A 13746-nucleotide genomic window follows, 5' to 3' on the forward strand; every position below is an offset into this window, starting at 1 on the left:
TCTAAATGCACCATCTTCAACGCTACCTCACCGTATTTTTAATTTTATTCTGTTTTTACAATTCGGGCGCCCAACAAGCTAATCCTACACAAGTTGGGGCAGTAAAAGGGGTAATTAGGGATACCACGCATAATTACAACTTAAAATCGGCAACAGTATCGTTATTTAAAGGCGACAGTACCTTAATGAGTTATCAGTTAAGTAATAACTATGGCGAATTTAGTTTTAAGAGCCTGCCCCTCAATGTTAAAATGCATATAGAAATAAGCCATGTGGGCTACCGGATACTTCGAAAAAGTTTCACCATAATGGATGGAAAAACTGCGCTGGATTTAAAAACATTAATTATTGCAACAAAAGAGAACAATTTACAGGATGTAGAAGTTAGGGTGGCGCCTATTACCATGAATGGCGATACCCTTGAATTTAATGCAGCAGCTTTTAAGTTAGATAGTAATGCTGTAGTAGAGGATCTTTTACGTAAAATACCCAATGTAACCCTTTGGGGCGATGGGCAGATTACTGTTAATGGCCGTGAGGTAAAGAGTTTGCTGGTAAACGGAAAACAGTTTTTTGGTGGTGATTTTAAAATGGCTACCCAAAACATTGCAAAAAATGCTTTAGAGAAGGTACAGGTTTACCGGGAGCGGAACGAAAGCAACCCGCTCGATAGTACCTTAACCGTTAATTTAAAGCTCAAGAAAGGTAAAGACATTGGTTATTTCGGCAAAATCGGTGCAGGATACGGCACCACAAAAAAATACGAAACCGATGCAAGTTTTAACATGTTTTCGCCAAAAATGCAGCTGGGTATTATAGGTGCGAGCAACAATATTAATAAAACAGCCAATAGCATTAGAACACTAACTGCCAACAGCACTTTTAAAGGCTTAAATACCAATGTAGAGTACCAGCCCGATTTCAGACAATCAGGCATTAACCAGCCAAATATTGGTGGCATAACCTTTACTTATAATTTTATTGAAAAACCTGTATACGACAAAAAAAGCACCTTAAATGCCAACTATTTTGTGCAGAACAAAAACAATGAAAATATATCCAATGCGCAAACAACCACATCTATTAATGCTACAGACAAAATATACGACACCAATACCAGCAGCGGAAATACAGCATCAACCAATCAAACCTTTGATTCGAACCTCGAATTTGTTAAAAAGAACCACCGTTTAAATATTAACCAGTCGATGTCGTTAAATAACGGTACATCAAATAATGATACACAAAGAAGTGCTTTCGATGGCCAGAATGTGTTAACGAGTACCAATAATACAAAAGCACAAAATAATTTTAACAATAAAGGCTTTAATCTTGGTATACGGTATGGCCTGTCTCCCAATTATATGACCAGAAGAGCGCATCGTTTTAGTGGGTTAAATGCAAACTATCAATTATCAATAAATGATAACGATAACCAACGATCAAATTTAACTACTTTCAGATCGTTTGTAAATGCAGCTGCGAATACAGATTATGATAGAAGATACAATACACAGCGGGAGTCTTTTAACCAAACCTTATTACTGGAGCTTCCTAATTTAAAATCGTTTTTGTTTGGCCGTAAAAACCTTGCTGACTTCGATTTATCTTTAAAAAACAATTTAGAACTAAACAATAATACCGATCATAATTTGGTAGAAGATTTAAAGGGAAGTGTTTATGCAACAAATACTTATTTAAGCAACAATACCAAAACCAATATTGTTGATGAAACACCAGAACTAACCTTAAGTAAATCTTTCCGCAAAAGTTTATCAAACAGATTTGACAAAAATTTAAGGATTGAAGCTTCTGCAAAACAGCGTTTTATTTTTCAGGATAACAGATCGGATAAAGCCTTGCAAAACATAAACCGAACTTATAATAAATTTGTACCGGAAGTGAGTATCAATTATAGCAATTACCAATATGGCGAATTTTATAGGTCAATGTCGTTAAGCTATAAAACCAATATTATTATTCCCAATTTACAACAGTTAGCACCTTTAACGGATAGTACGAACTTATATAACCTTCAGATGGGAAATATCAAACTAAGGGAAGCTACTGATAAATCTGTTAACTTTAACCTCAACCATTCCGATCAGACGAGCAAAAACACCTTAAATTATAACTTTTATGCTTCTGCAGGTATAATTGATAATGGCATTGTAGATAGTATTTTTATCGATAATCAGAATAAACGCACCATCTATTTAACCAATGCAAACGGCAATAAATATTTAAATGCGAATGGTTTTCTAAGAAAAACATTTAAGCTGAAAACCACAGAGTTACAACTCAGTTTAAACGGGGGAATAAATATTGCTAAAAATGCCAGTTATTTAAATGATGTATTTAGTTTTTCCAATATCTTAAATACGAATGCCAAACTAAGCTTAAACTATACTTATAAAGATAAATTTGCAGCTGAAGCCGGCCAGGGCTTTAACACCTACCGAACGGAACAGGAAGCATTTAACACAAAATATAGCGGATTAAATTTAACAAGTTCTTTAAGCTCCATTTATAACATTACCAAAAAGTTTACTTTAAGCAGCAACATTAGCTTTAACTCGAGCAAATCGAACAGTGCCGCCAATATAAATTTTGCCATCTGGAATGCCAGTGCCGTTTATCGTTTTCTAAAAGGAAATAATGCAGAGTTTAAATTTTCTGCCATGGATCTGCTACATCAGAACACCAACATCATTAATTACGGGGGTGCCAATAGTTTTACGTTAGGTAGTCAAAATGTACTGCAGCAATATTTTATGACTACTTTTTCATATTACCCAAGGCAGTTTGGTAAAAAGCCAGTAAAGAAATAAGATGATTATTAAATCATCTTATTTCTTTATCGACATATAATCTAAAGTAAGATTAGAGAGTAATTTAACCCCTAAAACAAAACCGCTTTCATCAAGATAAAAATCTGGTGTGTGGTGCGATGCTGCTTTTAAAGGGTCTTTACCTTTTGGCATCCCTCCTAAAAACACAAATAAACCTGGCACTTTTTCCTGAAAGAAGGAGAAATCTTCTGCGCCTGTAACTGGCGGTTTTAATTTCACGTGATCCTTACCTGCCGTAGATTCCATACTTGGCAACATCTTTTCGGTTAGTGCAATGTTATTAAAAGTAACCGGATAATGATTGCTGTAAGGGATTTTAACTTCAGCCGTTGCACCGCCTGCTTCGGCCGTTTTGGTTACTATGGTTTTAATCCTTTCGATAAACATGGCCTCATCTTCCTTACTAAAGTTGCGCACTGTACCTAACATTTCTACCTTTTCGGGAATAATATTCGACCGTACACCACCATTAATAGCACCAATGGTAACTACACCTGGGTTTTCGGTCACATTTAAATTCCTACTTACTATGGTTTGCAGGTTATTGATAATCTGGGCCGAAACCACCACCGGATCGATACTGCTCCATGGATAAGCCCCATGTGCCTGGCGGCCGGTAACCGTAATCTTCATATCGTTTACTGCTGCCATTGTACCACCCGGGCGATAAGTTACATCGCCTACTTCGGTTTGAGAATTGATGTGTAAACCGAAAATTACATCAACTTTAGGGTTTTCTAGTACGCCCTCCTTAATCATTAAAGCTGCCCCGCCTTCATCTCCAGCAGGCACACCTTCCTCAGCGGGCTGAAATATAAATTTCACCGTCCCCTGAATATCTTTTTGCATAGAAGCCAGCACTTCTGCTACACCCATTAAAATAGCCACATGACTATCATGTCCACAGGCATGCATTACACCTACCTCTTGTCCGTTATACTGCGTTTTCACCTTCGAGGCAAATGGAACATCTACCCGCTCGGTAACCGGCAAACCATCCATATCGGCACGCAAAGCAACTACCGGCCCGGGTTTACCTCCTTTTAGCACACCAACTACACCTGTTTTGGCTACACCAGTTTTTACTTGAATACCTAGAGATTCTAAATGTTTTGCAATAATGCCAGCTGTTCTTACTTCAGTATTTCCCAATTCGGGATGTTCGTGAAAATCGCGCCTCCAGGTAATTACTTTTTGTTCGATGGCATCAGCTTTTTTTGAAACCAATGGCTTTAAATCTGATTTTTGGGCGAAAGAATGGATGGAAATTAGCGAAAAAACGATCAGGTATATCTTTTTCATGAAGCGGTTTATTTAAGTGTAAGGATTTACTAATCTAATCAATTGCGGAAGATAATCATTCTTAAAAGCCATGTAAGCAAAACTTTTCCGAAATATTTTTATTGTAATTTCAAACCAATTCAACTTCTGTTGTTTCAGCTTCTAAAATTCTTCCATCTGATAGCGTAATTATAAGCTTAAATGTATGTTTTTTAGCAATACTTGGTTTTACTTGCAAAAAAAGGCCTTCATTAAAAGCATACCTGGTATTATAACTTAGATCTTTAGAAGATTTGACATAATCATCTATTGAAATCAGTGTAACACCTTTTTTGACCTTGAAATATGAACTAAGATCGGCATCTTTTGGATGATTGACATCAAAATCGTTATTTGAAAATACTTTTAAGGATAAAATATCTTCCTTTGCAATAAAGTTATCATCACTACAACTGCAAGCGTAGGCAGATTGCATTAATCCCCATGTTATTGCAGGCTTAATCAAAGAAAGTTGTGCTGTTAGCAACTGCACCTGAATGCCATAATTGGCACTGGAAATTATTCCAGAATTGGCAATCATAGGCTGCGGCAAGGCAGAATCCATATTTTTAAGAGAAGCTCCTTTATTGGTAAAATAAATTGTTTTAACCGGCGGACAATCGCAAATTACACATGCCACAATAAGTTGGGCCATGAGGGCTAATCCAAAAACGAACAATATCTTCTTAATCATATGGAACGAAAATTATTAATTTCAAATTAAATAAAAAAGCCATCCCTTCGGATGGCGCTTGAATGTGGATGGCTTAATTAAACATGCCCTTCAACTTATCCATAATGCCGCCGCCTCCTGCCTGGCCGGGATGCTGCGCCTGCCCACCGCCATTAAACATTCCAATTACATCACTTACATCAAATTTACCATCGTCACCCCCCAAACTTCCCAAAACATCTTTAATATTAAAAGAGCTATCGTTCGGGTCGTTTGTTTTTTGGGTAAACTTGGCAATTAAGCCCGGAATAATGCTTGCTGCTAAAGATTTCGCGGTATCGGCGTTAATGCCCAAGCCACTTAATTTATCCATAAAATTCCCCGAAGCCTGCTCAGCAACCTCGGTACCTTCTGCTTTATTACCGTTGAATATATCGGTTAATGCACCAATATTTCCTGATGATACCTGGTCTTTCAGCGTATCGAAGATAGAACCCGATGCAGCCTGGATTACTGCTTCATTTTGTTCGTTCGGAATGGCAGTGTTGTTTACAACACTTTCCTGCACGTTTTCACGCACCATTTCATTTAAATTTTCTAACATAACGTAGAATTAAAGGTTAAAATAATTGATGAACTAACAGGGACGGTGTATTAAAGTTAATGTGTTTAATCGACATTAAAAATTCTTATTCATTTAGAACATTAAAAAGACCATTTTAAATTTTTGCTTTATTACTTTTACAAAAAAACAAAGATTATGTTACCTAAAGTAAATTTCACAGAAACTGAGGCCTACAAGTATTTAGCCGATCATTTTATAGATATTAATCAAAAAAGCATTAAAGATCTTTTTGCTGAAGATGCAGATCGTTTCAATAAGTTTTCTGTTTTTTTTGAAGATATTCTGCTAGATTATAGCAAGAACCGTATTAGCGATGAAACATTAGCACTATTGATTCAATTGGCACGCGAGTGTAAATTGGATGAAGCTATAAAATCGATGTATAATGGTGATAAAATTAATGAAACGGAAGACCGTTCGGTGCTTCATATTGCCTTACGTAATTTAAGCAATACGCCAATTTTAGTTGATGGTAAAGATGTGATGCCCGAAGTAAATGCAGTACTGGCTAAAATGGAGAAATTCAGCAATAGCATCATTAGCGGCGAATGGAAAGGATATACCGGCAAAGCCATTACCGATGTGGTTAACATTGGTATCGGTGGGTCAGACTTAGGTCCGGTAATGGTTACCGAAGCTTTAAAACACTATAAAAACCACTTAAATATCCACTTTGTTTCTAATATTGATGGCACACACATTGCCGAAACATTAGCAGGATTGAATGCTGAAACTACCTTATTCTTAGTCGCATCAAAAACTTTTACTACACAAGAAACCATGACGAATGCGCACTCTGCCCGTTCTTGGTTTTTGGATAAGAGCGGAAAAGAAAGCGATATTGCCAAACACTTTGCCGCATTATCGACCAATGCTAAAGATGTTTCTGCTTTTGGTATCGATACCGAAAATATGTTTGAGTTTTGGGATTGGGTTGGTGGTCGTTACTCATTATGGAGCGCTATCGGTTTATCCATCTCATTAAGTATAGGCTTCGATAATTTTAAACAATTGTTAGCTGGTGCCCACGCAACTGATAACCACTTTAAAACCGCTGAGTTTGAAAGCAACCTACCTGTTATTTTAGGTTTGTTAGGCGTTTGGTATATCAATTTCTACAATGCAGAAACACAGGTTATTTTACCTTACGACCAATATATGCACCGTTTTGCTGCCTATTTCCAGCAGGGAGATATGGAAAGCAATGGTAAACATGTTGATAGAAACGGTAATGAGGTTGATTATGAAACCGGACCTATTATCTGGGGTGAGCCCGGAACAAATGGCCAGCATGCCTTTTATCAGTTAATTCATCAGGGTACCAGAATTATCCCTGCTGATTTTATTGCTCCGGCACAGAGTTTAAATCCACTGGGCGATCATCACCCTATCTTACTGTCAAACTTCTTTGCACAAACGGAAGCTTTAATGAACGGTAAAACCGAAGAAGAAGTAACAGCCGAGTTAAAGAAAGAAGGCAAATCAGATTCAGAAATTGAAAAAATTGCGCCGTTTAAGGTATTTGAAGGCAATCGCCCAACAAACTCTATTTTATTAAAAAAAGTAACACCATATACTTTGGGCAGTTTAGTAGCCATGTACGAACATAAAATATTTGTTCAGGGCATTATCTGGAACATCTTTAGCTTCGATCAATGGGGAGTAGAACTTGGCAAGCAACTGGCCAAAAAAATTCTTCCAGAGCTCGAGGGCAACGAAAAAGTTTCGAGCCACGATAGTTCTACCAACGGCTTAATTAATCAATACAAGGCCTGGAGATAAAAATCTTTCAAAAAAAGCGAGTTTAACACTCGCTTTTTTTGTTTAAAACCCATAATTTAGGCTCACCTTATTATTGTTTCACGCTAGTGAAAAATCCAAATTAACTTATTAATGAAATAGTTGCTCGCTTTCGCTTTTGATTATTTCTAATCATTAAAACAAATTATCAATGAAACCATCATAAGTATGTTATTCATAATGACAAAAAATATGCTAATGATAGCTTCATAACCATTAAAAAACAATTATAAACTTATGAAAAAAAGAATTCTTTTTGCTTTGGCCATTTCCGGTCTGTGCTTAAGTGCTTCTGCCCAAAAAGTACAGTTTACGGAATTCGACCTTGACAATGGCCTCCATGTCATTCTACACCAAGACAAAACCGCTCCAGTAGTTGCCGTTTCGGTAATGTATCATGTTGGTTCTAAAGATGAAGAAACCCAACGTACAGGTTTTGCTCACTTTTTCGAACACTTATTATTCGAAGGTTCTAAAAACATTAAAAAAGGTGAATTTATGAAATTAGTGAGTAGTAATGGCGGCCAAAACAATGCCAATACTTCTCAAGACCGTACTTTTTATTATGAACTTTTTCCATCAAACCAATTGGAACTGGGTTTATGGCTGGAAAGTGAAAGAATGTTACACCCAGTAATTAATGAAGGTGGAGTAAAAACACAAAATGAAGTAGTAAAGGAAGAGAAACGTTTACGCATAGACAACTCACCTTACGGAAAATTTACAGAGAAAATTTTCGGTCATTTGTTTGATGGCCATCCTTACCGTTGGCAGCCAATTGGTTCAATGGAGCACTTAGATGCTGCAAAACTGAGTGAGTTTATTGCTTTCTTTAAAAAGTATTATGTGCCCAACAATGCGGTTTTAACTATTGCCGGCGATTTAGATGTAGACAAAACTAAAGCTTTAGTAAAATCATACTTTGCCGAAGTACCTAAAGGTGCACCAATTGTTCGTGAAGAATACAAATTACCAGAAATCACCAAAGAAATGATCGATACTGCTTACGATGCAAATATCCAGATCCCGGCCATCTTCGCAGCTTACCGCGTACCTGGTATGAAGAGCAGAGAGAGCAAAGTTTTAGGTATGATCAGCTCCATCTTATCAGAAGGCGGAAGCTCAAGATTAAGCACTAAAATGGTCGATCAAAAGAAAACAGCCTTACAGGTGGCTGCTTTTAACTATTCGCTTGAAGATTATGGCGCTTATATCACCTTAGCTTTACCCAATAAGAATACACCGCTTAACGATTTATTAAAAGATATTGATGAAGAAGTTTTACGTCTTCAAACCGATTTGATTAGCGAAAGTGATTATAAAAAACTGCAGAATAAATTCGAAAACAACTATGTAAGTGCAAACAGTAAAATGCTAGGTGTTGCCGAAAACCTGGCCGATGGTTATACTTTCCATGATAAGGATACAAACGATATCAACAAGGAATTAGAGGTAATCAGATCAATCACCCGCGAGGAGATCAGAGACGTTGCTAAAAAATACCTGAATAAAAACCAAAGAGTTGTATTGTATTACTTACCTAAGAAATAGCTGATCGCTTTTTCATTTTAATTATTAAAAACATGAAGAAATTATTCATTATAGCTGCAGTTTCCTTATTGGCTCAAGGTATTTCAGCACAAACAATAGATCGAAGCCACAAACCAAAACCAGGCCCCGCACCCGTTATTACCGTTGGCGATCCTGTTATTTACAAATTAGCAAATGGCATAACTGTTTTGGTGGTAGAAAACCATAAACTACCTAAAGTAGCAGCAAGTTATAGTATCGATGCAGGTCCTATTACTGAAGGTGCTAAAGCAGGTGTAGTAGGCTTGATGGGCAGTATGCTAAACGAAGGAACTACAACTAAAACAAAGGCACAATTTGACGAAGCGGTTGATCAGCTTGGTGCTGATGTAAGTGCAGGGGCATATGGGGGCTCTACTTCTGCTTTAACCCGTTATTTCTCTCAAGCATTTGCGTTAATGGCCGAGAGTATCCGTAAACCTGCTTTCCCTGCAGAATCTTTCGAAAAACTAAAATCGCAAACCATTACGGGATTAAAATCTAACGAGAAAAGTGCAAAAGCCATTTCAGCACGTGTAGTAAATGCATTGGCTTATGGCAAAAACCATCCATACGGGGAGTTTGAAACTGAGGCTTCTATCACAGGCATTACTTTAGATGATGTTAAAGCAGCTTATAAGAAATACATTACCCCATCTAGAGGTTACTTAACCTTTGTAGGCGACATTAAACCAGAAGCAGCAAAAGCTTTGGCAGAGAAAGCCTTTGGCGATTGGAAAGGAACTGCTTTAACCTTGCCTGTACTTGCTAAAGTTGCCAATCCTGCCAAAACAGAAGTTGACATCATTAATGTGAACAATGCTGTTCAATCTGAAATTACAGTTGTGAACTTAATCGACTTACCGATGAGCAGTCCTGATTATTTCCCAATATTATTGGCGAACCAAATTTTAGGTGGTGGTGGTGAATCAAGATTATTCGATAACCTGCGCGAGAAACATGGCTTTACATATGGTGCGTATTCTAGCACAGGTTCTGGTCGTTTCCAATCTAAATTTTCGGCCAATGCAGCCGTTAGAAATGAGAAAGTTGATAGTGCAGTGGTAGAATTTTTAAGAGAAATTAACACGATCCGCACCACAAAGGTAACTGCTGATGAATTACAGAATGCGAAAAATCTTTTCAACGGATCGTTTGCACTGGGATTAGAAAACCCGGCGCGTACTGCAGGTTTTGCGAGCAATATCTTAATTAATAACTTACCTAAAGATTTTTACCGCACTTATTTACAAAAGATTAATGCCGTAACAACCGACGATATTTTAAGAATAACCAAAAAATACTTTAACCACGATAATACACGTATTGTTATTGTAGGGAAAACGGATGCATTTGCAGCAGGTTTAACCAAAGCAGGTTTTAAAACACAGGTTTATGATAACTATGCCAATGCGGTTAAAGCAACCGAAACTGCTGCAGTACCAACAGTTGCACCTGCAGAAATTATCAAAAACTACATTAAAGCCATTGGCGGTGAAGAAGCCATCAAAAAAATCACTTCATTACAGCAAAATGGCGAAATGGAAATGCAAGGCCAAAAGCTTACGGTTACCATTAAAAACATGGCACCTAACTTAAGCAGTATGGAAATTTCTATGGGCGGCCAAACGGCGATGAAACAGGTTTACAATGGTAAAACAGGTTATGCGATGCAAATGGGGCAAAAAGCTGAATTAACTGGCGATGACCTGGCTGAAAAGAAAGATGATAAAGGTTATGGCGGTCAACTATACTATGCAACTGATGGAACTAAAATTGAATCTGCAGGTACGGCAAAAGTAGGTACTGCTGATGCTTTTAAATTAAATATCACTTCTCCTTCAGGCAAAAAGAAAACTGAATATTATGACACCAAATCGGGTTTACTTTTAAAAGACGAAAGTACCACTACCAAAGGTGGAGTTGAAATTAGTCAATCTACAGAATATTCAAACTACACGAAAGTTGGCGATGTGTTATTTCCGTTTACTTTAACTCAATCGGTGGCAACCCCACAAGGCGCTCAGGAGTTTTCAGTTGTAATTAAAGACATTAAAGTTAATCCTCCGTTAAAGGCTGAAGATTTTAACTAGTTTTTAGATAGATTTATCTCGAAAGCCGTTACGATGTAAAATCGTAACGGCTTTTTTTATGTTTTTTTTTATTGCAGGCAACCAATTGTAAAAAGCGTACGTAACGATTAAGATTTCAATAGAAATCATTAAAAAAGCCATAGTTATGGCAAAAACAGCAGTGATTTTTAACTAAACAGAACATAAACCTTAAACTACTGAGGCATGATAGCAAAAAAACAAGTTATCGCAATTCTATTTGCTGCATTTCTGATCATGTTATGCCTATCGGTAAAAGCAAAAAACAATTCGACTATAGCCGAAAAAAATTTCCATTGCCCTGCACAACAATCAAATATGAGAATAATAGAAATGAATCTACCACCAGTTTTAATCTTAACTAAATACCTATGAAAAAACAAAATTCAATCTTTTTATTAGCCGCAATTACGGCCTTGCTTTTTGCCTGCTCTAAAAAACAAGCAGAAGAATTAAAGCCCGAGACACCAACCCCCAATGGCCCAACACCTGTAACCACTGCGAATGTAACCTACACAAATTTTGCCGGAGCACTGTTTCAAACTAAATGTAATAGCTGTCATGGACCTAATGGAGGAATGAAAGGGGTATGGGCATTAAATGGTTTAGCCTCTATAAAAAATGATGCACGCGTAGCTAATTCGGTTTTGGTTACTAAAACAATGCCTAGAGGCGGGTCTTTAACCGCAAGCGAAAGGGAGCTATTACAAGCCTGGGTTGATAAAGGTATGCCAGAATAATAAATATAGATTAAACCTAAGTCAAGAGTCAAGATGGTTTCATTAAAAATTTAAATAAATACACCGATGCAAAAACTACTTTTCACTTTAATAGCCCTGTTATTATGCACAGGCATAAAAGCGCAGATATGGGTAAGTAAAAACGTCACTTCTTCATTTTTCTCTTCAACACCCATTGAAGATATTGATGCGCTAAGCAAAACAGGCGCTTCGGCCCTCAATATCAAAACCAACGAAATCATTTTCAAAATCAACAATACTTCTTTTCAATTTAAGAAAAAGTTGATGCAGGAACATTTTAACGAAAACTATATTGAAAGCGACAAATACCCAACTTCTGATTTTAAAGGAAAAATTATAGAACAAATTGATTTTTCGAAACCAGGCACTTATCCAATCACCGTTAAAGGGAACCTTCAAATCCATGGAGTCACCAAAGAATATCAGGTTAAAGGTTCGCTGGTTATTACAGCTGATGAGGTAAAGGCTACTTCAGCTTTTAATGTAAAAGTTGCCGATCATGGGATCAAAATCCCAACAATAGTTTTCAAACAAATCGCAGAAATAGTGCTGGTAAAAATGACCGCAACCTATCAACCTAAAAAATAAAATCTCATGAAATATCATCTAAAATCACTTTTATACTTGTTTGTCCTTTGTTTACCAATAGTTGCTTCTGCTCAGGATTCGCTTGAAAATGCATTGCAGATGCCTGTAGAAAAAAAGAATGTAAAGGCCACATTTAAAGCAACCAAACTCATTAACATACAAACCAATGAAACCATTTACAAAAATGAGATGGATTTCAGGGTGGACCACCGGTTTGGAGATATTGCCGGATCTGGAGGCGGGATTAAAAACTTTTTTGGTCTGGATCAATCTACCGATATCCGCATCGGTTTCGATTATGGGATCAGTGATAAACTTTCTGTAGGCATAGCTAGGGCAAAAGGCGCCGGAGTAGTTACACAATTGTACGAAGGAAACTTAAAATATCGGCTACTGGAACAAACAGATGATGAAAAAGTACCCGTAGCGGTAACATTGTTTGGCAGTACAACCATTGCAGCCGTAAAAGCTTCAACTGATCCGACAGCGGTGAATGCTTACAGCAAATTCCAGGATCGTTTGACCTATGTAGTGCAAGCTGTAATTGCCCGTAAATTTAATTCGAATTTCTCAATGCTGGTCATGCCATCGTACGTACACCGCAACTTTACTGTTTTTGGGGATGAAAATGACCTGTTAGCATTATCCGTTGGTGGGCGGATCAAACTGACCAAACGCATGGCTTTTGTTGCTGATTATACCATTCCATTTAGAAATAAAGATAAAAAGGCTTACCTCGAATCTACCTCCGGAAATCAATTATATAATACGCTTGGTGCCGGACTGGAGTTTGAAACTGGCGGACACATTTTCCACCTTAATTTCACCAATGCCACGGCCATACAGGAATCGCAATTTATTACCGATACCAATACTTCCTGGCTTAAGGGACAATACCGTTGGGGCTTTAGTATTGCCCGAAGGTTCTCTTTCGATAAGAAGAAAGCAAAGTAGATCAAATTCAACCAAAAATAAAAACCGAAACAATTATGGAACGTAACGAATTTATCAAATCATTGGGACTGGGTGTTGCCATGGTTTGCACCGGAGCTTGCTTTTCTGCCTGCGGTAAAAAAAGCGATGCACCAGAACCTGGCAAACCAAATGGTGGTGGTGTTCCTTCTGGTACCACCGCAAGTGTAGATCTAGCTACGCAATTACTAAGCGTTGGTGCATCTATCACTGTAAACAGCATATTGTTTATCCGTACTGCAGCGGGGAATACCAGCACCTCATTTGCGGCTACACAAGCAATTTGCCCACATCAAGGCGGTGCATTAAGTTTTATCCAGGCCAGCAATTACATTCAATGTGGCTTACATAGTTCGAGATACACCACTTCGGGCAGCATTTTGGCCCAACCTAATGATGGTGGCACTACCAGTGCATTAAAAGTTTATCCGCTTACTGTTTCAGGAAATACACTGACTGCCACAGCTTAAGCTTT

At 37.5% G+C, this 13746-nt stretch carries 11 protein-coding genes; 8 read left to right on the forward strand and 3 right to left on the reverse strand.

Going from position 1 to position 13746, the window contains the following annotated elements; translation table 11 throughout:
• Positions 1 to 5 precede the first annotated feature (5 nt).
• Positions 6 to 2831, forward strand: a complete 2826-nt coding sequence (locus EYS08_RS12445) for an outer membrane beta-barrel protein (protein WP_131030344.1) — start codon at positions 6 to 8, stop codon at positions 2829 to 2831.
• A gap of 18 nt (positions 2832 to 2849) precedes the next feature.
• Here EYS08_RS12445 and EYS08_RS12450 read toward each other — a convergent pair whose 3' ends face one another.
• From EYS08_RS12450 to EYS08_RS12460, 3 genes are all read right to left on the reverse strand, one after another.
• On the reverse strand, positions 2850 to 4154 hold the full coding sequence (locus tag EYS08_RS12450; RefSeq protein WP_131030345.1) for an amidohydrolase: 1305 nt from the start codon (positions 4152 to 4154) through the stop codon (positions 2850 to 2852).
• Positions 4155 to 4263: 109 nt separating this feature from the next.
• Positions 4264 to 4866, reverse strand: a complete 603-nt coding sequence (locus tag EYS08_RS12455) for a DUF5034 domain-containing protein (protein ID WP_131030346.1) — start codon at positions 4864 to 4866, stop codon at positions 4264 to 4266.
• A gap of 73 nt (positions 4867 to 4939) precedes the next feature.
• Positions 4940 to 5449 (reverse strand): hypothetical protein, encoded by a 510-nt coding sequence (locus tag EYS08_RS12460; protein ID WP_131030347.1) that lies wholly within the window; start codon positions 5447 to 5449, stop codon positions 4940 to 4942.
• 156 nt (positions 5450 to 5605) lie between these two features.
• Between EYS08_RS12460 and pgi the strand changes: the two genes are divergently transcribed.
• From pgi to EYS08_RS12495, 7 genes are all read left to right on the forward strand, one after another.
• The gene (pgi, locus tag EYS08_RS12465; RefSeq protein WP_131030348.1) at positions 5606 to 7252 is read left to right on the forward strand and encodes a glucose-6-phosphate isomerase; all 1647 of its coding nucleotides are present in this window, start codon (positions 5606 to 5608) and stop codon (positions 7250 to 7252) included.
• 255 nt (positions 7253 to 7507) lie between these two features.
• Positions 7508 to 8821: a M16 family metallopeptidase gene (locus EYS08_RS12470; protein ID WP_131030349.1), complete on the forward strand. Its 1314-nt coding sequence runs from the start codon at positions 7508 to 7510 to the stop codon at positions 8819 to 8821.
• Between the two features lie 32 nt (positions 8822 to 8853).
• Complete coding sequence (locus EYS08_RS12475; protein WP_131030350.1) at positions 8854 to 10932, forward strand: M16 family metallopeptidase; 2079 nt, start codon at positions 8854 to 8856, stop codon at positions 10930 to 10932.
• Positions 10933 to 11321: 389 nt separating this feature from the next.
• Complete coding sequence (locus tag EYS08_RS12480; protein WP_131030351.1) at positions 11322 to 11690, forward strand: cytochrome c family protein; 369 nt, start codon at positions 11322 to 11324, stop codon at positions 11688 to 11690.
• A 66-nt stretch (positions 11691 to 11756) separates the two neighbouring features.
• Positions 11757 to 12299, forward strand: a complete 543-nt coding sequence (locus tag EYS08_RS12485; protein WP_131030352.1) for a YceI family protein — start codon at positions 11757 to 11759, stop codon at positions 12297 to 12299.
• Between the two features lie 6 nt (positions 12300 to 12305).
• The gene (locus EYS08_RS12490; protein ID WP_131030353.1) at positions 12306 to 13253 is read left to right on the forward strand and encodes a DUF5777 family beta-barrel protein; all 948 of its coding nucleotides are present in this window, start codon (positions 12306 to 12308) and stop codon (positions 13251 to 13253) included.
• 35 nt (positions 13254 to 13288) lie between these two features.
• Positions 13289 to 13741, forward strand: a complete 453-nt coding sequence (locus EYS08_RS12495) for a QcrA and Rieske domain-containing protein (RefSeq protein WP_131030354.1) — start codon at positions 13289 to 13291, stop codon at positions 13739 to 13741.
• The last annotated feature ends 5 nt before the right edge of the window (positions 13742 to 13746 follow it).

The organism is Pedobacter kyonggii (assembly GCF_004310665.1).
GTDB lineage: Bacteria > Bacteroidota > Bacteroidia > Sphingobacteriales > Sphingobacteriaceae > Pedobacter > Pedobacter kyonggii.

Bases quoted from the DNA above. Each gene is read 5' to 3' on its own strand.
- EYS08_RS12445 (WP_131030344.1), top strand. From the start codon at position 6: ATGCACCATCTTCAACGCTACCTCACCGTATTTTTAATTTTATTCTGT.
- EYS08_RS12450 (WP_131030345.1), bottom strand. From the start codon at position 4,154: ATGAAAAAGATATACCTGATCGTTTTTTCGCTAATTTCCATCCATTCT.
- EYS08_RS12455 (WP_131030346.1), bottom strand. From the start codon at position 4,866: ATGATTAAGAAGATATTGTTCGTTTTTGGATTAGCCCTCATGGCCCAA.
- EYS08_RS12460 (WP_131030347.1), bottom strand. From the start codon at position 5,449: ATGTTAGAAAATTTAAATGAAATGGTGCGTGAAAACGTGCAGGAAAGT.
- pgi (WP_131030348.1), top strand. From the start codon at position 5,606: ATGTTACCTAAAGTAAATTTCACAGAAACTGAGGCCTACAAGTATTTA.
- EYS08_RS12470 (WP_131030349.1), top strand. From the start codon at position 7,508: ATGAAAAAAAGAATTCTTTTTGCTTTGGCCATTTCCGGTCTGTGCTTA.
- EYS08_RS12475 (WP_131030350.1), top strand. From the start codon at position 8,854: ATGAAGAAATTATTCATTATAGCTGCAGTTTCCTTATTGGCTCAAGGT.
- EYS08_RS12480 (WP_131030351.1), top strand. From the start codon at position 11,322: ATGAAAAAACAAAATTCAATCTTTTTATTAGCCGCAATTACGGCCTTG.
- EYS08_RS12485 (WP_131030352.1), top strand. From the start codon at position 11,757: ATGCAAAAACTACTTTTCACTTTAATAGCCCTGTTATTATGCACAGGC.
- EYS08_RS12490 (WP_131030353.1), top strand. From the start codon at position 12,306: ATGAAATATCATCTAAAATCACTTTTATACTTGTTTGTCCTTTGTTTA.
- EYS08_RS12495 (WP_131030354.1), top strand. From the start codon at position 13,289: ATGGAACGTAACGAATTTATCAAATCATTGGGACTGGGTGTTGCCATG.